The sequence below is a fragment of the Paenibacillus sp. FSL P2-0136 genome (assembly GCF_037975325.1).
GTDB lineage: Bacteria > Bacillota > Bacilli > Paenibacillales > Paenibacillaceae > Paenibacillus_AQ > Paenibacillus_AQ silagei.
On record NZ_CP150244.1, the window covers coordinates 1,083,669 to 1,103,262 of the forward strand.

Sequence of the window (19,594 nt, forward strand, 5' to 3'; positions counted from 1 at the left end):
ACGCCTTACCTGGGAGGTAGTCTACGGTAATGAATTACTCTGAGATCTATGATCTTCACCTTCAATTGTTAAAAGCTTATTCTGCTCATAACAACGGAGAGTACTCGGCCTATCAAAGGGAAATCGATTACTACACGAATCAACTGCGTTTTGCTGAGGATATGGTGCAGAGGATCTTCGTTCTGAATCAATTGGTCAAGCTGCATGAGCAAGAGCGGGAGGGCTTGATCCGGTGGTGTTCAGAAGCATATTTTCATAAAAATTACGATGTTAACGACTCACCGGACGGCAGTCTAGGATAGTGCCGGCCGGTGAGTTTTTTGTGTGGAAGACTAGGGCTATCTGCAATTCATTTAGGAATCCATTTCCATTGACAGCCCTTCCATGTTCCGTTATACCTGCATATATATCAGGATTCGACAGGGACGGGAGGATTTCTACAGTGAATTCATTAATTTCAGTCATGCTCGTAGATGATGAGCCGCTTGCACTAGATCATGTGTACCACTCGGTTCCGTGGGAGGAGAATGGCTTCCAGGTGGTCGCCCAGGCGACCAGCGGGCGCATGGCGCTGCGGATGTTCGAGGAATTACAGCCGCAGATTGTCATCACCGACATCTCCATGTCGCCGATGGACGGCTTGGAGCTGGGGCGGCATGTCGTCCAGCTTGCCCCAAGAACGCGGCTGATCTTTCTGACTGCTTACCGGGATTTCGACTATGCCCGCCAGGCGCTGGAGCTGCGCGCGGCCCATTATCTGCTTAAGCATGAGATTAGTCGTAACCGCCTGCTGGAACAGCTGAAGCTGCTGAAGGAAGGTCTGGCAGTGGAGGCCGCCGAGGAAGAAGGGCACGGACATGCGCTCCATATCCTGCTTAAGGATATGCTGGCAGGCAAGTATCAGGCTCCTGCAGGAAATCAGGAATCCCGTCTGCACCGCCTCGTCGCAGATTATCAGCAGGGTCAGCCCGGACTGCTGTATTTCGAGCTGGAGGCTGCAATGAAGCTGGACGGCAGCCGGAGTAATACGCGCAGTGGCACGGCCCTCGTATGGAAGAATATCGAAGAAGAGATCCGCCGTCAGACAACGGACTTGGAGGAGCTTCAACTTCTAGAGATGGATGAAGGCGGATACATCGTGCTGCTGAAGATAACCTCTTCCAGCAGTCTGCTGCTCCAGCACTATAGCTTGCGGCAACTCGCTGCCCAAGTTCTGCTCTGTCTGGAGTCTTACTATCGGGGGAACCTTCCCAGAGTGATCCTCTCCGCAGGCAATGGCGCAGAATTGCCGGACCGCCGATATGCGGCGATGAGGCAGGCTTATGATTATTCTGTGTTTTTGCCGCCAGGTGCTGTATTTCTGCTGGAGCAAGCTGCTTCTACTCGGGAAGCTACCTGTATTGCTCAAGAGGTCAGACAATACCTGTTATCTCCCGAACGCAGCCTGCTGGAACGGCTGAAGACCGGTCTGGACCACATCGCTACCCAGGCCTACTTGGTAGATTTGCGCGCCGTCATGGGTGAGATCAGAGGCGCATGCCGCAAGGACGGAAGCTTCGCCATAGACCAGGAGCTGGGCACAGACGCGCGGCAAGTAGTTAACAGCTTGTACCGGATTCTCGAAGACTGCTTGCAGCAGCCGCAGAGTCCGAAGCAGTATTCCCGCTGGGTGAACAAAGCGATGGAGTATGTTGCCGGGAATTACGCCGATCCCGATCTGTCCCTGGAGACGGTCGCAGGCCATCTGCAGATCAGCAGCATCCATCTGCGGACAACCTTCAAGCGGGAGACGGGCCAGTCCCTGCTCGACTATACGACGGAATATCGGATCGGGCTGGCGAAGCAGCTCCTGCAGACTGGTGAGTACAAGATCTACGAGGTATCGGAGAAGGTAGGGTACAAAACCAGCCAATACTTCAGCCAGGTTTTCAAAAAAACAACGGGCATACAACCCAAGGACTTCCTGCAGCAGAGGGGCAGCGAATAGCTATGCGAAAAATTAAGAATAAAATTCTCGGCAGCGTGATTCTGATCGTTACGCTGTCGGTAACGGCCATCAGTGCCCTGGCGTATGAGCAGTTCTCTTCGATTCTCGAAGCGCAGGCCCTGCGTGAGGATACCATCCATCTGGAGCAGACCACGAATCAGATGAACCATATGATTGACGATGTGCAGAAATATGCCGCCAATATGGTCAACGATGAGCTGCTTCAGCAGTTCGCTGCAAGGTTGAAGTATTCCTCTACGTATGACGAGCTTAGTGCATACCGCGATGTGGTCACTCAGCTGACCAAATTTAATGTGCTGCGGGACTACCTTGAGAGCTCGGCCATCGTCCGCTCTGATGGGAAGATTTTCTGGTCCTCGCTGTATATTGATCCGTATTTTGAACGGCTGCTGCAAGAGGACTGGTATCAGGATGCCTTGAAGAACAATGCCAAAAGCGGGTTCACAGCTCCCCATCTGATCCAGGACCCCGAGAGCAAAAAAATTGTCAGCTTCTTTATCCGTTTTGATCCCCAGTATGGCGGAGTGCTGCTTTTGAATATTGATTACGCAGCTTTTGAGAGTCTGTTCCAGTACTTGGGCCAGTCCTTCGACCAGGTAGCCTGGATCGGCCCGGGTCAATCATTGCTCTATCAGCAAGGCACCGCCACTGAGATGCCTACCCACACGCTGAGCGCAGACAGCCCGGACATTCAAGTCGTTAAGCATGACAAGGGTTATTATCTGGCCAGCGCTTTTGAGAAATCGGACTGGTCTGTCTCCACCTTTACCTCCAATGAACGGTTCTATGAGTGGGTGGGTTATATTGTCCGCTACTGGGCCGTCTTCCTCGCCTTGTGTCTGGTGCTGTGCTTTCTGCTGTTTCTTCCGATTATCTCCAATATTATCCGTCCGATTCTGCAGATGACCAAAGCGATGAAGCAGGTGTCTATGGGCAACTATAATGTTCAGCTCTCGTTCCGCAGCAATGATGAGCTGTCTGTGCTGAAGAATGGTTTTGAGACGATGCTTGGCGATATTGAGCGGCAGATGAGTGAGAAGGTGGAGCAGGAGCGCTGGAAGCGTAAAATGACGGCCGAGCTGCTGTTCGCCCAGATCAACCCCCACTTCATCTACAATACCCTGAACACCGTGGTATATCTGGCCCGCAAAAAGAATTACGCCGCGATCGAAGAGATGGTTGAATCCTTCATTGGCATTCTGCATGATGCTGTCAATATCGGCGATGCTGGTCTGTATATCACGGTGGAGCAGGAGATGAACATTATCAATCACTTCGTTACCATTCAGAAGTACCGGTATGCCGACCGGTTCGAGGTAGTCTGGAGCGTGGAAGAACAGGCGAAAGGGGACTATATTCCAAAGAGCCTGATCCAGCCGCTGGTGGAAAATGCTATTTTCCATGGATTTGCGGAGAAGGAGTCTGTAGGCCGTATTGAGATCATTATCCGTAAGCGCAGCGGAAGGCTGCTGATCTCGGTCAGAGATGACGGCTGCGGGATGAGCCAGGAGAAGGCGCAGGCCATTACGAATGGAACCCTGCCGCCGGCGCGACTTCGTTCAGGGGCGATGAAACAGATTGGACTGTGGAATATCCGGGAACGAATCGAGTATTTGTACGGGCAGGAAGGCCGCCTGGTCATCCGTTCAAGTGAGCAGGGAGGCACCAGGGTATCGGTTCTTCTGCCCTCACGGCCGCCATCGGCGGAGTGAGAAGACTATCATTATTTATACAAAATCATCGGATCGTCTAATTGTTGGGCGATGCCTTCAAGCTTATAGTACTACTATACAGACGGACGGAAGACATTACAGGAACCGCCCGCTGTCACAACAGATGCAAGGGGGATCTTAATTTGCACAATCTATTCAGTAAAAAAGCATCGGTTATAGCGCTTGTCTTAACGTTATGCTTCACCTTGGTGCTGGCCGGCTGCGGTAATGGAAACAACAACGCTTCCGGGGACTCCAGCGGCGCAAGCCCTGCGAGCACCTCAAGCGATCCTGCAAACGCTTCCGGTAAATTAACCGTGTGGGGCTGGGACAAAGCCTGGTTCGAGGGCACCGGAGCCAAGTTCAACGAGAAGTTCCCGAATGTCAAGCTGGAGTTCGTTGAAGTCTCGGCGGGGGATTATCTGAAAAAAATTCAGACCTCTATCGCTGCAGGCTCCGGTCTGCCGGATATTATCTGGGGAGAAGCGGCCTTCCGCGGCGCTCTCTATGAGCTTAACGTACTGCAAAGCTTGTCCGAAGAGCCCTACAAATTCGATACTTCCAATCTGCTCGACTTTGAGCTTCCGCTGCTGACGAACAGCAAGGGAGAGCTTGTCGGTCTGGAGCAATCCGGCTCGCCTGGGGCACTGGCCTACAAGCGTGACCTGGCTAAACAATACTTCGGAACAGATGATCCCGATGCATTGACCGCCATGTTCACCGATTGGGATACCTTTATTGCCAAAGGCAAGGAAGTCTATGAGAAAAGCGGCGGCAAGACCTTCATGCTGGGAAGCCTGATGGATGCCTATACCATCCTCTCCAACCAGGGTACAACCGCTGTTGTGGACGGAACCAAAGTGAATACCGAAGAGATGCTGCGGATCTTCACGCAGCTGCAATCCATCCGCGACAATAACGCTGAGGGCAAGCTGGCGATGTGGTCGCCGACCTGGAATGCTTCGTATTCGCAGGACAACGTAATCTTTTATCCGGCAGCGAACTGGTCGCCAGAATTCGTAATCAAGCCTAACGACAAGGCCAGCACTGGCCGCTGGGGCCTGATGGTGCCTCCGGAAGGCGGATATCCATATGGCGGCACGACCATCGGCATTTGGAAGGACAGCAAAAATAAAGATGCGGCCTGGGCGTATCTCAACTGGCTGTTAGGCACGGACGAAGGCGCTGAAGCCAACTTCGCCGCCTCCGATTATATTTTGCCGCTGAAATCCTTCTTCAAGGATACCTCCAAGCTATCTTCCGGGGCGGATGAATATTTCGGCGGACAGGATCTTGGAAAGTTCTGGGTAGAGAAGGTGTTCCCGAACATGAAGTCCAAAGCGGTGACCAAATACGACCAGGATATCTACAGCTCCTCTGAGCTGGTGCTTCAGGTCATGGCGCAGGATAACAGCTTCGATGCCAAGCAGGCCCTGGACAAGTGGGAAGAGCAGTTGAAGAAGAACCATCCAGAACTGACATTTGAATAGACCATATACTATATAAAAAGCGGCGGCCCGCTCGAAAGAACAGGCTGCCGTTTTAACGGATAGGAAGTGAAGAATCATGAAAACGAAGGGAATTAGCAGCAAAAATAAATGGCCGTACCTGTTCATCACGCCTTATTTCTTATCCTACGCCGTACTGAGCTTGTTCCCAATTCTCTTCACTCTATATATCAGTCTTACCGACTGGGATTTGTACGGCAACCGGAATTTCATCGGATTCAGCAATTACACGCAGTTATTTTTCCATGATTCCTTCTTCTGGAAATCCCTGCTCAATGTTATTATCTTCATGGCGGTATACCTTCCGGCCCTTGTCCTTATGGGAATGCTGGTAGCCAGCCTTATCGAAAGCAAGCTGATCCGCCGCAAAACCTTTTTCCGCCTCAGCGTATTCAGTGCCTATATGACAACTCCGGTCGCTGTCGGGATTATTTTCTCCCTGTTGTTCGACTGGCAGGGCGGGTTCTTCAATAATATGCTGATGGAGCTGGGCATTATTCAGGAGAAGATTAATTGGCTGGGCTCCGCCAGTTCCTCCCGCTGGGTAGTCATCCTGATGGTCTTCTGGAAAAATCTTGGGTATTTCGTCATGTTCTACACGGCGGGGATGGCCAGTATTGATACTTCTATCTACGAGGCAGCAGTCATTGATGGAGCCTCTTCCAAAGATGTATTCACACGCATTACGATTCCGCTACTGAAGCCGATCAACCTGTTCCTGATTATTACCTCCATTATCAGCGGCCTCCAGCTGGTGGAAGAACCGATGCTGCTGTTCAGCGGCTGGGCTTCCGGCTCCAGCATGGTAGGAGGGCCTGACGGCTCTACCTTCACACCGATCTGGTACATGTTCGATGCTTCCTTCAACGGCAGTGCGTTCAAGTACGGCAAAGGGGCAGCGATTGCTTACGGCACCTTCCTGTTCATCGCCTTGTTCTCAGTAATTGGCATGAAATGGATCAACAGGGGCGGTGACGACAAATGAGAGCAAAGAAATTCTTTACCGTATTGCTGCTTAGCCTGATCGCTATCGCGTTCCTGTTCCCGTTCTATATGATGATTGTGATGGGAACCTACTATTCCGAGGACCTGTTCAAGCAGCTTCCGATTCTGCCCAGCGGCTATCTGCTGGAGAATCTGCAGACGATCATGTCCGCCAGCTTCCTGCGGAATTATTGGAACAGCTTCTATGTTGCCGTGTTGTTCACCCTGGTGACGGTTGGGGTGGCCTCGATTACAGGGTTTGCTTTTGCCAAATATGAATTCAAGGGTAAAAATGCGCTGTATGGCTTCATTCTGCTGACGATGATGATTCCGGGGCACCTGGGCCTGATTGCTTATGTTATGGAGATGAAATGGTTCCACCTGAACAACACCCATGCGCCGCTGATTCTGGCCGGACTGAATAATGCCTTCGGCGTATTCTTCATGACCCAGTTCATCCGCTCCTCCGTCCCGACTGAGGTTATTGAGAGCGCGCGGATCGACGGCTGCTCGGAACCGGCTATTCTCACAAGAATTGTTGTTCCGTTCCTCATGCCGGCCATCAGCACCCTGGGGCTGATCTCCTTCCTCGGGTCCTGGAACGGCTATCTGCTGCCGCTGGTCACGATCAACAAGCCGGAGCTGTACACGCTGCCGCTGGGCATTGCCAATCTGTCCACCGTCTTCCGCACGGATTATTCAGCTAGTATTCTGGGGCTTACACTGGGTACATTGCCGCTGATTATTCTCTTCCTGTTCGGCTCCAAGACCCTGGTCAGAGGACTTACCGGCGGAGCGGTCAAAGGTTGAACACAATGAATAGGTAATCAACCGGAAATAGCAGGAAAGAAACCTCTCTTGTGGTGAAATGGAGTACGCTCAGCCATTTCACCGGAGAGGTTTTTTTGTGTATTAACAGAGTGCGCGGGAAAAGAAGGATTTTGCCAGGATAAGGTAGAATAACAGTAGCTACAAGAAGAATAATGCCGGTCGGCCCACACATGGAGAACTGCTGCTCCAACTGGAACTAAGATGGCGGCAGATTCAATAATTCAGCTACTTGACGGCGGTATCTGTCTGCCTTGCGCGTACCGTGAATCAGGTTGGACAGCCGATAGGGTGGGATGTCATGTAATTCACAGAATTTCTTCTGATCCAAGTGCAGTTCTGCCAGACGTTGCTTAATGGCCCAGCCGTAGGCAGTAATAGGGCGTTTGCTGTTCAGATTGCTCACCTCGTATCGACTATCCAGCCGGTATGATATAAAATAGGTAAAGATATAATAATAGTTAATTATATACTTTTTTACGTCATTTTTCAATAAAAAATAACGTTTTTACGTATTATATTTTTTGGGGAGGCAGTTGACTGATGCAATCCATCTATGAACGTATTGAATTATTGATTAAACGGCAAGGAATTACGAAGAAATCCTTCTGTGCACAGCTCGGAATCAGCACCGGCAATATGGGAGACTGGAAGCGTGGCAAATCTACGCCTGGCACACATAAGCTGATTGAGATTGCTGCATTTTTTCATGTGAGCTTAGATTGGCTGATCCTGGGCAAACAGCCCCAGACGATTCAGGAAAGCGGCGAGGATTATTTTTTTGGCCAAATGCGGCAATTGAATTGCCAAACGGAGGAGCTGCTGCCGGAGGAAAAGAACTTTATTAAGGAATATCTGGCCTTTACCAAGTATCGTAAGGATAAGGACAAGGATCAGGATACGAAAGGCGAAAATTCTTAAGCTGTTACCTTTACTTTTGAGCGCAACCGATTTATAATATTGAATGTTGGCCTCAAACAATGCTTCAACGTTAGACACACCGCGCGGTAGTGGTGGAATGGCAGACACGCTATCTTGAGGGGGTAGTGGGTGTATACCCGTGGAGGTTCGAGTCCTCTCTACCGCATATTTTTCATGAAAGCCGAGATCCTTGATCATTCAAGGGTTTCGGCTTTTTTTGAACTCAAAAACACCCTTCGCACGGAACTAATCCGGGTATGAAGGGTGTTTTTGTTGAATCCGCTCTAGCGCAGCAGCTTCTCGATATCCTCTTCGATCTGATCCGGTGTTGTCTGCGGGGCGAACCGCTTCAGCACACGGCCTTCCTGGTCCACCAGGAACTTGGTGAAGTTCCATTTGATGCTCTTCGAGCCGAGTACTCCCGGTGCCTCTTTGGACAGATACTTGAACAGGGGATGGGCGTCGGCGCCTTTGACATTGATTTTCTCGTACATAGGGAAGGATACACCGTAATTGATCTCGCAGAACTCGGCAATATCCTCGCTCTCACCCGGCTCCTGTCCGGCAAACTGATTGCTGGGGAAGCCCAGAATCTCAAAACCGCGGTCTTTGAATTTATCGTACACTTCCTGGAGACCCTTATATTGCGGGGTGAGTCCGCACTTGCTGGCTGTATTCACGACGAGCAGAACCTTGCCTTTGTACTTGGAGAGTGATTCTTCCTGGCCCCGCAGGGTGTTGGCTTCAAAATCATGGACATTCATGAATGATTCCTCCCGAACATTGATTTATCACAATTTAATTGTACACTATTCACCGCCGGAAGCAAGTTTTAAAAGGTAACAATCTGCCGGGTCGTTTCAAAAATGTGAGGTTGTTTAAGTTAAGTGTAAGTGTTCTTACAAAATTTGTGTTAAAAAGGAGAGATTTTAAAGATGAGTACATTGAAACTAAAACCCCTATATACTGCTACAGCCAAGGTTCGCGGAGGCCGTGAAGGTTCGGTGGAATCGTCCGACGGAGCGCTGAAGCATGATCTCAAAATTCCGAAGGAGCTTGGAGGTCCTGGTGGTGCAGGGACAAATCCGGAGCAGCTGTTCGCGGCAGGTTATGGTGCGTGCTATGAGAGTGCCCTCGCTAATATTGCCCGTAAAGAAGGCGTAAAGCTGCAGGATGTCGAGATTACGTCGAATGTGCTGATCGGCAAGGACGAGAGCGACGGAGGCTTCAAGCTGGCCGTGAAACTGGATGTGAAGCTGCCGGGCATTGAGCGCTCTGTGGCAGAGGATCTGGCTAAGAAAGCCCATGATTTCTGCCCTTACTCCAAGGCGACCCGCGGAAATATCGAGGTTGAACTGAACGTTCTGTAGAGATAGATAGCAATGTTCAATTGAATAGCATGCTTTATTCGTAAGACCAGACAGTCAATGTCTGGTCTTACGTTATGTAGAGACGCAGAACCACGGGTAGGAATGGACAAAGCTGGGAATAATGGCTAAATAGAGTCTGAGAAGGCCGAAAGTGTGGTAAATAGCTTGCAGGAGCCTGTACTTTGGTTGACATCACCCCGGAAATTCTTTAATATGTCTAAGTATCTGTTAATGTCGCGCGTGCTATTAACTACCAAAAATTTAAATAATGGGTGATGAAGATGTCTTACAAACCGAGTATTACGAATGTGACCAAAGCCAGCAGCAATGATAAGGAAGGATTGTACGAGTTCATTATCAAGCTTGCTGACGGAACGGAGTGCCGCGCGTTCTACAACCGGTTTCCGGAATGGAAAATGACGAACATCAGCCGCCTGCTCAAGACTCCTTGTCCGGTATGCCGCAAAGATTTCATCTGCAAATGCATGGAATCCTTCACTGCTGATTTCGAAGAGCAAATGACCGGGGACGAATGGATTAACAAGGCTATTGCAGAATAATTAGACGAACGGACGTTGTAGGCGCGGGAGCTATCCCGCGTTTTTTGCTTTTTTTTCAAAAGGAGATAGGAATGTTACACTATGCTTAAGAGGAAGGGGGCGGCGATGTGACTGAAGAGCGGAAGGAAGTGCAGGGCGAATCTATTGTGCTGATCGATGGGGTCTGTCATCTGTGCCAGGGAATTGTCCGGTTCATTATTCCGCGTGATCCCAAGGCGCACTTCAAATTCGCTTCCTTGCAGAGTGATGCGGCCCGGGAACTGCTTAAGGCAGGCGGTCTGCCCGAGCAGCAATTAGACACTGTGGTGCTGATAGAGAACGGCAAGTATTATACGAAATCGGCAGCAGTGCTGCGGATTGCCCGCAGACTCCGGTTCCCGTGGCCTGCCGCATATGTGTTCATCCTAATTCCGGGATCGCTGCGTAACGCTATGTACAGGATTGTGGCCAGGAACCGCTACCGCTGGTTCGGCAGGGATGAGCAGTGTCTGCTGCCGACACCGGATATGAAGCGCAGATTTCTGTAGCCGGTAAGGGGGATTCTGAGGGATTCTCTCAAATAGTGGTGAAAAAGTTATTGCTGACTTCTTATATCTATGCTACTATAGCAGTAAATTACAGGAACAGTAACGGAAGCACCGTTCAATGACCGTATTCACGGTTATTGGCGGTGCTTTTTTGCTGTTCTTTTTTCCATGTATTCAAGAGAGGAGGAGGAGTTCATGACGGCAAGAATCGTGCTTGCAGTCCGGGAGAGCCAATATATTGAACCGCTACTGCATTATCTGCACCATAGCGAATACGCGGAGATGCTGCGGATTACGGCTTTCAGCAGACTGGACGCTTTTATGGAATTTATGACAGGCGATGAGCTGCCGGATGCGGTAGCCGGGGACCCGTCCTTCATTGAAGCCTGGCTGGTGGAAGGGAGAAGTACAGTTCCCTGGGCAGTCTTAAGCGAAGGCGGAGAATTGCCGAATGGGCGGGATCTGGCAGGGGGAAGGCATATTGCCAAGTATCAGGCACTGCCGTCGCTGCTGGAAGCGATTCTCCAGTTGAGTGATCTGAAGCGGGTCCGGACGACTGCTCTGCCTAAGGAAGCAACGCTGCTGCTCGGGATTGTCTCGGCTAGCGGCGGCAGCGGCAAAACTACGGTAGCGTTGAACATGGCGAAGCAGCTTGGAGCGGTTGGCCTGTCCGTGTTCTATCTGAATCTGGAGAGTGTGGACAGCAGCGGATTCATTCTGCGGATGCCGGGCAGCCATGTTCCCGGTCTGGAGCGGCTCTTATATGAGCTAAAGGCCGGAGGACCAGAGAATAAGGGAGGAAGAGGGGAGCCGAAATGGACCGATTATGCGTTCAGACATGACAGTCTGCGGTGTGATGCCTTCAGGCCTGTAGAGAATTTCAAGGAGATGCTCCAAATGTCCCGGCAGGACACACTGGATCTACTGGAGGGGCTGGCCGGAGCCGGAAGCTATGATGTGGTTGTTGTAGACACCGGCGCTATCGAAGAGGAACGGGCCCAAGCTGTTCTGATCCGGTGCGGCATTCTGCTGTGGGTACTGAAGAATGACCAGGCCAGTATCCGCAAGACGGAACGCTGGCTCGATTATATTGCCAGTCCTCATTCCAACATGCAGCCGGAGCTGGTGAACAGGAGCCGATTCGTCATGAACGGCTGCACCGGAGTGGAGAATGAAGGGCCGCTATCCGTTGCACTCCGGCTGGATGCTGTACTTCCGTATATTCCATCCTGGGGGTTACAGCATTATGGAGAACTCTGCCTAAGCTCTCCCCTATTCATTGACGGCATTCAGCAGCTCTCCAGAGCTATCGTAGAGCCTGAATTGCCTGGGGTGTTCACAGGGATTCCTGTATGAATGAAGAGATGTTCCGCGCCCTGCGGAGCGACATCCGTGCAGGACTGGATGTTACCTCGGTCATCGGGAATGATGAGCTGGCTGCTTATATTGAACGGATCATTCTGGAGAGGGAACAACTACGCCTCCTGACTGCCCAGGAGAAGCACGAGCTGGTGAAGAAGCTGTTCGATTCCTTCCGGGGGCTGGATATTCTTCAGCCGCTGGTGGATAATCCGGCGATCACTGAGATTATGATCAACAGCCACGAAGAGATCTTTATCGAGGAAGAGGGGATGATCCGCAGGCTGCCGCTGGCTTTTGAATCGGGGAGCAGGCTGGAGGATATCATTCAGATTATCGTCTCCGGCGTCAACCGTGTGGTCAATGAATCCTCGCCGATTGTGGATGCGCGGCTGCAGGACGGCTCGCGTGTCAATATCGTACTGCCGCCTGCCGCGCTGAAGGGTCCGGCTATGACCATCCGCAAATTTCCGGAGACACCGATGACGATGAAGGAGCTGGTGAGGCGTGAAGCGCTCTCGGAGGAAGCGGCTGAGCTGCTGCGGATTCTGGTTGCTGCCAAATACAATATTTTCATCAGCGGGGGTACTGGCTCGGGCAAAACAACCTTTCTAAATGCCCTGTCGCAGTTCATCCCGCCGCAGGAGCGTGTCATTACGGTGGAGGATTCGGCAGAGCTGCAGATCGTTACGGTTCCGAATCTGGTCTCCCTGGAGACCCGGAATGCTAACACAGAGGGGCGGGGCGAGATCACGATCCGTGATCTGATCCGCACCTCGCTGCGGATGCGGCCGAACCGTATTGTCGTCGGCGAGGTGCGGGGGGCTGAATGTCTGGATATGCTGCAGGCGATGAACACCGGCCATGACGGTTCGTTGTCAACGGGCCATTCGAACAGTGCGCTGGACATGCTCAGCCGCCTGGAGACCATGGTGCTCAGCGCTGCTGATCTGCCGGTAACCGTCGTACGTCAGCAGATCAGCTCAGCGATCGATATATTCGTGCATCTGTCGCGGCTGCGTGACCGCTCACGCCGGGTGATGGAGATTAGTGAGGTTGCGGGTATCCGCAGCGGCGAAGTCATACTGAATCCACTATATGAATTTCGGGAGTCGGGCGAACAAGGTGGCCGGGTGCAGGGGAGACTTGAGGTCTGCGGCCATCCGCTTCTGCATACAGACAAGCTGCGGATGGCCGGAATCCTTGATTATCCGCTCAAGCAGTATGAGAGCAGAAGCTCTGCGAAGGAGGCGAGTGTACCTTGAACGTCATGAAGAAGAGCGACCGGCATCCCCTAGCAAGGCGACGCAAAGGGTTCATGAAGTGGACACCGCCCGTACTGCCGGTTGGCGCATCTCAAGGGGGAGAGCAGATGCTGCTGCCGGATTATACCGTATATGAGCTGACCTCCCTGCAAAAAATACTGGTCATTCTGTGTGCCGGCGCCCTGTTGTTCGGTATTGGTTACTTGTTCTATCACCGGCTGCTCCTGGCTGCACTGCTTGTCCCCGGGAGCGCCTACGGGCCGCGGCTGCTGCGCGAATATCTGCTGCAGCGCCGCCGGGCTGCGCTGAATCTGCAATTCAAGCAGATGCTGTTCTCGCTCTCTTCGTCGCTCTCGGCCGGACGTTCGGTGGAGAATGCCTTCCGCGAGGCGGTGCAGGATCTGCGGATGCTTGACCCGGAAGGCGCAAGTGACATGATCTCCGAGCTGAATATTATCTGTGCCCGGATGGAGAACGGGGAGCCGATTGAAGATGCGCTGTATGAGTTCAGCAAAAGAGCAGGAATGGAGGATGTGGAGCGCTTCGCAGATGTGTTCATGGTCTGCAAGCGTACCGGCGGGGATCTGGTTGAGATCGTACGCCGCACATCATCCATCATCGGCGAGAAGCTGGATATCCAGCAGGACATCGCAGTCAGTATAGCCCAAAAGAAATTCGAGGCGAAGGCGCTGCTGGTCTCTCCGCTGATGATGGTGATGTTCATGAGTCTGAGCGCCGGAGACTATATGGAACCTATGTATACTGGGGCAGGAATAGCGGTGTCTACACTGGCGCTGATTGCATTGTTCCTCTGTTACCTCTGGACCCATAAGATCATGGATATTTCGCTGTGAAGGAGGGTGAGTGAAGGGATGTCATTGATCTGTGGTGCGATTCTGCTTCTGCTCACAGCAGGCTGGCTCATTCTGAGGATGAGATGCGGCAGCCGTTATGCTGCTCTGCGGGAGCTGCCTATGGAAGGCCTGCGGCTGCGGCGGCTGGGTGAGCCTCTATTGTTACTAGTAGAACAGGGCAGAATCGCCAGTTATCTCCCCTCTGTGATGTTTCGGATACAACGTTCGCTACAGCGGATCTATGGTATGCGTTACAGTGCAGAACGGACCTTACTGTTTATGGGGGAGATGCTTAGCTACAGCTGGCTGCTTGCCGCAGGAGGAAGTGCGCTGACAAGCTTTACGGGAGAGCAGGCGGGAATAATCCTCGGTGGGCTCTTGGCAGTTGCACTCCCGGTGGCGATGGTTAGCGATCTGCACAAAAAGGTACGTGTACGGGAGCAGAATATTATGCTGGAGCTTCCTGAGCTGCTGAACAGTATTGTTCTGCTGGTCGGCGCAGGTGAGACGGTTCAGCGGGCGATTGTCCGCTGTGTGAACAGCCGTCATGGGGATAGCGCCCATCCGCTCTACGCTGAATTAATGAAGATGACAGCTGAATGGGACGGCGGTTACTCCTTCCAGCAGGCGTTCGAGAACTTCAGTAAGCGCTGTGCTGTACAGGAGGTCTCCATCTTCACCACTACAGTGCTGCTTAATTACCGCAGAGGCGGGGCCGACTTTGTTCTATCGCTGCGGGATCTGTCACGGATGCTCTGGGAGAAGCGGAAGGCGATCAGCCGCACACGCGGTGAACAGGCATCGTCGAAGCTGGTTTTTCCGATGGTGGTTATCTTCTTGATTGTGATTGTGCTGGTGGGAACACCGGCGATTATGATGTTAAAAATGTAGGAGGTAGAGGCGTATGTTAACGCAGATGGCAGAAGGAGTAAGAAGTTTTTGGAGAGATGAAGAGGGGCTGGGAACACTGGAGATGATTCTGATCATTGCTGTCCTGATTGCAGTCGTTCTGGTATTCCGTGAGGAGATTGTGAAGGTGGTTAAGGATCTGATCGGCACGGCCGGAGATAAGAGTCAGGAAGTCTTTGAGTGATTCCGCTGCGGGAAGATGAGGGGAGCTTCACTATCGAGGCTTCACTTCTGCTGCCGATGCTTATGGGGATTACGATGGTGCTGCTGTTCTTCTCCTTATACAGCTATCAGAAGTCGATGCTGCTGCAGATTGCCTCAGCTACTGCGGAGCGGGCTGCTTATAACTGGGAGAATAGTAACCGGGCGGTAAGCGGAAAATTCCAGACCGGAAATGTTGATCCGCTGTACTGGAGAATCGGTGAGGATGGACTATTGGCTTCGCTATTCGGTTCAGGAGCAGAGAATGGCAGTACGGCCATTACACTGCCTGGTAATGCTGAAGAAGGAGGGCCTCTGCCGGTAGTGAAGCTGCGCCGGGCATCACAGATGGTGCCTGCCGGATTACAGGGAGAAATGAGCTATGTCTACGGATTGACTGGCCGCAGAATCAGTACGGAGCTGAAGAAAGTGCTACATCTGCCTGTTCTGGACAATCTGCTAGCCGATAGAGCCGCACCTGAGGTGTATGCCCGCTCCTACGTTACGGAGCCTGTTGAATTCATAAGAACAGTGGATCTCATGCGTTACTACGGGTCGAAGTTCAAACAGGATTCCTCCGCCGGTAAGGAGGGCACCGGCACGGAGAAAAAGCATGCAGCCCAGATGCTTGATAAGCTGCATTAAGGATGACTGGTGATGGAGCAGCTTGGACCGGGGTGTTCAAGAATAAGGTTAAGGGGAAGTTCGGATGCGTATTTTCAGTCACAGCAGGTGCTTAAGCAAATCGCCTGGCCGGAGCCGCTGCTTGAATTACGGCGGTGATCCTATTAGCAGTAGTACATCCCAAGGCACAGGCAAATGGTCACCAGGATATATTGTCAGATGTCTTCGCTCAGCGGAAGGTTCGGTATCTATCTTTCTTATTATGGTGCTTGCCTTTGTATTTCTTTTTAATGCTGTGCTGATCGATTACGCACGGATTGCGGCGGTGAATGTGCAGGAGGAACGTCTGGCGAGAGCTGCTATACGCTCTGTAATGTCCGCTTATGACATTGAGCTGCGCGAGAACTATGGCTTATTCGCCTTCGGCGGCGGGGACGGCAATCAACTGCTATCGAAGGTGCTTAATGACAATCTGTACGAGAGCGGACGGGGGGATGCGTTTAACCTGCTGCCCGTGATGGTCGATTCCTCTTCACTGGACTGGAGCCGTCCGCTGGGTACCTATGAGGTCTTCCGGCGGCAGATTATAGAAGAGATGAAGTACAAAGCGCCGGTTGATTTCGCCCTGGAGCTGGCAGGCAAGCTTAAGCCGTTATCGGCGGCGATGACGGAGGCTTCACGGACAACAGAGATACTGGGTGACTTGCAGCCCTTATATGATCAGCGTGAGGAAGCGCTGGATCTTATGCTGAAGAAGCGCAAGGAAGCTGCTGACAGTGCGCAGAACCTGCAGAAGCTGCTGATGAATCCTCCGGGTGACAGTATTCCGGCGCGTTCGCTTGCATCCTTGGCCGCAAGCTCCGATATCCCGGCGATGTACGGGGATTATGTTAACAAATATTATGACGATTATTACCGTCCCCCCAAGACATGGCCGAAGTACACGGCAGTGCTATCGCAGTATCAGGTTCAGATTGGTGAAGTAACAGGCAAGATACCGGCAGTGCTGGCGGACTTCCAGGAGAAAAATAGCCGTCTGCTGGATGAAGCAGAGGCTGCACTTGAGCAGGTGAACGCGCTGAACCTTCAGATGCAGAGTGTAATTGATCAGGCGGATGCGGATGCCAGTACTGCGGGGGATGATCCTGCCCATAACTGGGACATTCCGGACACGGCCGGAGAGCTTAGCTCAGAGCCTCTTAAGAAGCTGAGAGCACAGGTGGAGGGACTTATCCTTCCCCCGGCTGAGCTTAGCGAGCTGGGGAATAACATTGGGGTACAGCGAAGTGCCGCGCTTCCCTTGGAGCCGCTGGTCTCCGGCTTGCCGTCTATATTAAGTACAGCATCCGGGCTGTATGCCGACTATTCTCTTATGAGCGCAGGGGTTCTTAATGCTTCCCGGGCAGTGCACGGCTATATAAGCAGCTACGGGCAAAACGGTACTGTTATAACGCAGGAAGCGGAACAGATTGAGAACCGCCGCACTGCTGATAGCCAGCGTAAGCAGATAGAAGGGCAGGCGAAGAAGAAGCTTGGCGATGCGATGAAGCTGCTGGATCAGATCCGGGCGCTGGGAAGCAGCGCACATGAAGCGATGGAGCAGTATGGTAGTCTGCGTCAATACTACCAGCAGAATGTGGCCTTTAACGAAGGTCTGGAGCAGGAGCCGGGGGCTACTGTGAACACTGGTGATCAATACGCTGCGGGCAAATCGTCCATGAAAGATATGGATGGGATATATGCTGCTATGGGCAGTGTGCTGGCAGGAGCCAGAGACCGGCTGTACCAGACGGAGTACTCTGCGATGTATTTCCGGCATTTCGATCTGTCTGTGCTAACCTCACTGGCCTCCGGATCTGCTGAAGGATTCGGTGAGCAGTTGGGAGAACAGCTGAAGCCGCAGGCGCAAGAGCTGGAATATATTTTGTACGGATTCTATAATCCTGCAGGCAATGTGGCAGCCGCTTATGGCGAGATCTTTGCTCTGCGGCTGGCTGTGCGGACGATGGAAGGCCTGATTGAGAAAGCAGGTATGGGGAATCCGCTTGTCGTCCTGGCTGCTGCACTGCTCTACGGCATTGAGCAGGCTATCCAGGATATGATACAGCTCTGCACCAAGGGGGAGATTCCCTTATCCAAATATATGACTGCACAGCTCAGCTATCGTGACTATCTTCGGCTGTTTCTCCTATTGCATGGGGGAGGGGAAGAACAGTTGTCCCGGATGCTTGCGCTTATCCGCCTGAATACCGGTATCAATCCGGCAGAGAAATATACATATGCCTCCGCCGGAATCACGATGGGGATGCAGCTTTGGTTTCTGCCGGGTGTAGTGAAGCTGGTGAATTACAGTGCCGGACTGCCAGGTGATGTACGGGGGAAAGTTTATTACAGACAAGCAGCGGCTGACTTTTCTTACTAAGGGGGAGGGTAGAATGAAGCGGTGGCTGAGGAAATCGCCGGACCCTAAGGATGAAGGCAGCATGGTTGTGGAGGCGGCACTGATTCTGCCTGTGTTCCTGCTATTTGTCCTGTTCCTCATCTTCATTATCCAAATGACCATGTATTCAACAGCGCTGCAGAGTACGGCTTCTGACACTGTCAAAATAATCTCAACCCATATGTACCCCGCAGCTCTGGCAATGCAGCAGCAGGAGGGGGGAGGTGGGGAGGAAGCCGGAGAAGCAGGTGAGGCTGAGCACTCAGATGATGCGGACTCCTCCACCATCTGGAGCATACCGCGCCTGTCGATAACGGAATGGAGTGAGGATTACGTGGAGAAGCTTCCGCAGCCGATGGAATCCTGGGTCAAGGCTGTGGTCCGGGAGGGAGAAGGGCCGCTGCAGAAGGTGCAGGCAGGAGCGTCCGAGGCCGCGCTGGATTTGGTGCTTAAGCCGATGCTCCGGCCATATCTATCATCGGACTGGCTAGAATATAGCAGAATTCATGTATCTAATGTTACTGTACCTGATCTGAGGCAAGGGACGCATCCGTATTTCGGTATGGTAGTCAGCTATGAGCTGCCAATGCGAGTCCCGTTCCTGAATGAAAAAATCGTGCTGGAGGCCAGCGCAGTTGAACGCTTATGGGTCGGCAACACCGATTCAACCGGGGAAGGAAATCCGGCTGAACCTGCTGAGGAGACCGGAACCATTATGATCCTGGAGAAGCCGAATCCGGGAGTGGCGAATCACCAGGGCATTATCAAGGTGAAGGTGCCTCCCGGGGCATCGGCCAATCTGTCGATCTTCTATAAGAGCGGCCAGAGTACTGCCAAGTATCTGGGCTGGAAGCAAGCGGATGAGCAAGGGTACATCGAATGGGAATGGAAGATCGGCGTGAATACTACGCCGGGTACCTGGCCCTTCGTGGTTAGTCTGGCTGATGGAGCTACGCTTCAGGCGACTTTTACAGTGGTCAAAAAATAAAAGAGTAGAGAAAAGAGGAGCACGGATGACGGAATGGGCGTTATGGGGTTGCCTGCCGTTCCTGACAGCAGCATTATTCACAGATATACGCTGGATGAGAATTCCTAACTGGATTACACTGCCTGCGCTGATTAGCGGACTGCTACTGCAGTTGATTATCAATGGCTGGCAGGGGCTGCTGTTTTCACTTTGCGGCAGCGTAGCAGGCTTCCTGCTCCTGCTGATTATGTATTTTACCGGGGCGGTGGGGGCTGGCGATGTGAAGCTCTTTGCGGCTATCGGCGCTTGGACAGGAGTGCTTTTCTCGCTTCAGGTTATTGTCTATTCGGTGCTCTTGGGGGCAGTCGTAGGCTGGATCATCATTCTCTACAGGAGGGAGACAGGACGCAGGCTACGCAGCATGATTAGCAGAACAGCCGGGTTCCTGCTGCTCCGCAATATGAGTCTGGCCAAGGGCCGGGAGGGGGAGTTACTCCGGTTTCCCTTTATGCTGGCCGTGTTTCCGGGCTTCATCTGTGCTTATATTTATTTCTGAC

The 19,594-nt window shown here is 52.3% G+C and carries 21 protein-coding genes and 1 tRNA gene; 20 read left to right on the forward strand and 2 right to left on the reverse strand.

Features of this window, described 5'->3' with window-relative positions; genetic code table 11:
• The first annotated feature begins 29 nt into the window (after window positions 1-29).
• The 6 genes from NYE26_RS04570 to NYE26_RS04595 all read left to right on the forward strand — a co-directional run bounded on the left by NYE26_RS04570 (window position 30) and on the right by NYE26_RS04595 (window position 7,022).
• Window positions 30-302 carry a hypothetical protein gene (locus tag NYE26_RS04570; RefSeq protein ID WP_339254205.1) on the forward strand — a complete coding sequence of 91 codons (273 nt, stop codon included), beginning with the start codon at window positions 30-32 and terminating at the stop codon, window positions 300-302.
• A 140-nt stretch (window positions 303-442) separates the two neighbouring features.
• The gene (locus tag NYE26_RS04575; protein ID WP_339254207.1) at window positions 443-1,987 is read left to right on the forward strand and encodes a response regulator; all 1,545 of its coding nucleotides are present in this window, start codon (window positions 443-445) and stop codon (window positions 1,985-1,987) included.
• Between the two features lie 2 nt (window positions 1,988-1,989).
• On the forward strand, window positions 1,990-3,720 hold the full coding sequence (locus NYE26_RS04580) for a histidine kinase (protein ID WP_339254209.1): 1,731 nt from the start codon (window positions 1,990-1,992) through the stop codon (window positions 3,718-3,720).
• Window positions 3,721-3,863: 143 nt separating this feature from the next.
• Window positions 3,864-5,210, forward strand: coding sequence for an extracellular solute-binding protein (locus NYE26_RS04585; RefSeq protein ID WP_339254211.1), 1,347 nt, complete (start codon window positions 3,864-3,866; stop codon window positions 5,208-5,210).
• A 76-nt stretch (window positions 5,211-5,286) separates the two neighbouring features.
• Window positions 5,287-6,213 (forward strand): sugar ABC transporter permease, encoded by a 927-nt coding sequence (locus tag NYE26_RS04590; RefSeq protein WP_339254213.1) that lies wholly within the window; start codon window positions 5,287-5,289, stop codon window positions 6,211-6,213.
• Window positions 6,210-7,022, forward strand: coding sequence for a carbohydrate ABC transporter permease (locus NYE26_RS04595; RefSeq protein ID WP_076082389.1), 813 nt, complete (start codon window positions 6,210-6,212; stop codon window positions 7,020-7,022). The genes NYE26_RS04590 and NYE26_RS04595 overlap by 4 nt, the downstream gene beginning before the upstream one ends.
• Before the next feature lie 217 nt (window positions 7,023-7,239).
• Here the strand turns inward: NYE26_RS04595 and NYE26_RS04600 are convergent, their stop codons facing one another.
• Window positions 7,240-7,437, reverse strand: a complete 198-nt coding sequence (locus NYE26_RS04600) for a hypothetical protein (protein ID WP_036697411.1) — start codon at window positions 7,435-7,437, stop codon at window positions 7,240-7,242.
• 146 nt (window positions 7,438-7,583) lie between these two features.
• Here NYE26_RS04600 and NYE26_RS04605 point away from each other — a divergent pair, with 146 nt between their 5' ends.
• Entirely contained in the window at window positions 7,584-7,961 is a 378-nt protein-coding gene (locus NYE26_RS04605; protein WP_036727506.1) for a helix-turn-helix transcriptional regulator, read from the forward strand.
• Between the two features lie 83 nt (window positions 7,962-8,044).
• Window positions 8,045-8,127, forward strand: a tRNA-Leu gene (locus NYE26_RS04610).
• A gap of 118 nt (window positions 8,128-8,245) precedes the next feature.
• Here the strand turns inward: NYE26_RS04610 and NYE26_RS04615 are convergent.
• A complete protein-coding gene (locus NYE26_RS04615) occupies window positions 8,246-8,725 on the reverse strand; it encodes a glutathione peroxidase (RefSeq protein WP_036727508.1) in 480 nt (159 codons plus the stop codon).
• Window positions 8,726-8,896: 171 nt separating this feature from the next.
• Here NYE26_RS04615 and NYE26_RS04620 point away from each other — a divergent pair, with 171 nt between their 5' ends.
• The 12 genes from NYE26_RS04620 to NYE26_RS04675 all read left to right on the forward strand — a co-directional run bounded on the left by NYE26_RS04620 (window position 8,897) and on the right by NYE26_RS04675 (window position 19,593).
• Complete coding sequence (locus NYE26_RS04620) at window positions 8,897-9,331, forward strand: organic hydroperoxide resistance protein (protein ID WP_036727509.1); 435 nt, start codon at window positions 8,897-8,899, stop codon at window positions 9,329-9,331.
• A gap of 281 nt (window positions 9,332-9,612) precedes the next feature.
• A complete protein-coding gene (locus tag NYE26_RS04625) occupies window positions 9,613-9,891 on the forward strand; it encodes a hypothetical protein (RefSeq protein ID WP_036727511.1) in 279 nt (92 codons plus the stop codon).
• 107 nt (window positions 9,892-9,998) lie between these two features.
• Complete coding sequence (locus NYE26_RS04630) at window positions 9,999-10,418, forward strand: thiol-disulfide oxidoreductase DCC family protein (protein ID WP_339254218.1); 420 nt, start codon at window positions 9,999-10,001, stop codon at window positions 10,416-10,418.
• A 195-nt stretch (window positions 10,419-10,613) separates the two neighbouring features.
• A complete protein-coding gene (locus NYE26_RS04635; protein WP_339254220.1) occupies window positions 10,614-11,774 on the forward strand; it encodes a hypothetical protein in 1,161 nt (386 codons plus the stop codon).
• Window positions 11,771-13,042: a CpaF family protein gene (locus NYE26_RS04640; protein ID WP_339254222.1), complete on the forward strand. Its 1,272-nt coding sequence runs from the start codon at window positions 11,771-11,773 to the stop codon at window positions 13,040-13,042. The genes NYE26_RS04635 and NYE26_RS04640 overlap by 4 nt, the downstream gene beginning before the upstream one ends.
• Window positions 13,043-13,095: 53 nt before the next feature.
• A complete protein-coding gene (locus NYE26_RS04645) occupies window positions 13,096-13,896 on the forward strand; it encodes a type II secretion system F family protein (RefSeq protein ID WP_339257317.1) in 801 nt (266 codons plus the stop codon).
• Window positions 13,897-13,914: 18 nt separating this feature from the next.
• A complete protein-coding gene (locus NYE26_RS04650; RefSeq protein ID WP_339254224.1) occupies window positions 13,915-14,787 on the forward strand; it encodes a type II secretion system F family protein in 873 nt (290 codons plus the stop codon).
• A gap of 13 nt (window positions 14,788-14,800) precedes the next feature.
• Window positions 14,801-14,989 (forward strand): Flp1 family type IVb pilin, encoded by a 189-nt coding sequence (locus NYE26_RS04655; RefSeq protein ID WP_036727518.1) that lies wholly within the window; start codon window positions 14,801-14,803, stop codon window positions 14,987-14,989.
• Entirely contained in the window at window positions 14,986-15,651 is a 666-nt protein-coding gene (locus tag NYE26_RS04660; RefSeq protein ID WP_339254226.1) for a TadE family protein, read from the forward strand. The genes NYE26_RS04655 and NYE26_RS04660 overlap by 4 nt, the downstream gene beginning before the upstream one ends.
• A gap of 241 nt (window positions 15,652-15,892) precedes the next feature.
• Window positions 15,893-18,052, forward strand: coding sequence for a hypothetical protein (locus NYE26_RS04665; RefSeq protein WP_339254227.1), 2,160 nt, complete (start codon window positions 15,893-15,895; stop codon window positions 18,050-18,052).
• A 13-nt stretch (window positions 18,053-18,065) separates the two neighbouring features.
• Entirely contained in the window at window positions 18,066-19,058 is a 993-nt protein-coding gene (locus NYE26_RS04670; RefSeq protein WP_339254229.1) for a TadE/TadG family type IV pilus assembly protein, read from the forward strand.
• Window positions 19,059-19,083: 25 nt separating this feature from the next.
• The gene (locus NYE26_RS04675) at window positions 19,084-19,593 is read left to right on the forward strand and encodes an A24 family peptidase (protein ID WP_339254231.1); all 510 of its coding nucleotides are present in this window, start codon (window positions 19,084-19,086) and stop codon (window positions 19,591-19,593) included.
• Window position 19,594 lies beyond the last annotated feature (1 nt).

Bases quoted from the DNA above. Each gene is read 5' to 3' on its own strand.
- NYE26_RS04570 (WP_339254205.1), top strand. From the start codon at position 30: ATGAATTACTCTGAGATCTATGATCTTCACCTTCAATTGTTAAAAGCT.
- NYE26_RS04580 (WP_339254209.1), top strand. From the start codon at position 1,990: ATGCGAAAAATTAAGAATAAAATTCTCGGCAGCGTGATTCTGATCGTT.
- NYE26_RS04590 (WP_339254213.1), top strand. From the start codon at position 5,287: ATGAAAACGAAGGGAATTAGCAGCAAAAATAAATGGCCGTACCTGTTC.
- NYE26_RS04595 (WP_076082389.1), top strand. From the start codon at position 6,210: ATGAGAGCAAAGAAATTCTTTACCGTATTGCTGCTTAGCCTGATCGCT.
- NYE26_RS04605 (WP_036727506.1), top strand. From the start codon at position 7,584: ATGCAATCCATCTATGAACGTATTGAATTATTGATTAAACGGCAAGGA.
- NYE26_RS04615 (WP_036727508.1), bottom strand. From the start codon at position 8,725: ATGAATGTCCATGATTTTGAAGCCAACACCCTGCGGGGCCAGGAAGAA.
- NYE26_RS04620 (WP_036727509.1), top strand. From the start codon at position 8,897: ATGAGTACATTGAAACTAAAACCCCTATATACTGCTACAGCCAAGGTT.
- NYE26_RS04625 (WP_036727511.1), top strand. From the start codon at position 9,613: ATGTCTTACAAACCGAGTATTACGAATGTGACCAAAGCCAGCAGCAAT.
- NYE26_RS04635 (WP_339254220.1), top strand. From the start codon at position 10,614: ATGACGGCAAGAATCGTGCTTGCAGTCCGGGAGAGCCAATATATTGAA.
- NYE26_RS04640 (WP_339254222.1), top strand. From the start codon at position 11,771: ATGAATGAAGAGATGTTCCGCGCCCTGCGGAGCGACATCCGTGCAGGA.
- NYE26_RS04645 (WP_339257317.1), top strand. From the start codon at position 13,096: ATGAAGTGGACACCGCCCGTACTGCCGGTTGGCGCATCTCAAGGGGGA.
- NYE26_RS04650 (WP_339254224.1), top strand. From the start codon at position 13,915: ATGTCATTGATCTGTGGTGCGATTCTGCTTCTGCTCACAGCAGGCTGG.
- NYE26_RS04655 (WP_036727518.1), top strand. From the start codon at position 14,801: ATGTTAACGCAGATGGCAGAAGGAGTAAGAAGTTTTTGGAGAGATGAA.
- NYE26_RS04665 (WP_339254227.1), top strand. From the start codon at position 15,893: ATGGTGCTTGCCTTTGTATTTCTTTTTAATGCTGTGCTGATCGATTAC.
- NYE26_RS04670 (WP_339254229.1), top strand. From the start codon at position 18,066: ATGAAGCGGTGGCTGAGGAAATCGCCGGACCCTAAGGATGAAGGCAGC.
- NYE26_RS04675 (WP_339254231.1), top strand. From the start codon at position 19,084: ATGACGGAATGGGCGTTATGGGGTTGCCTGCCGTTCCTGACAGCAGCA.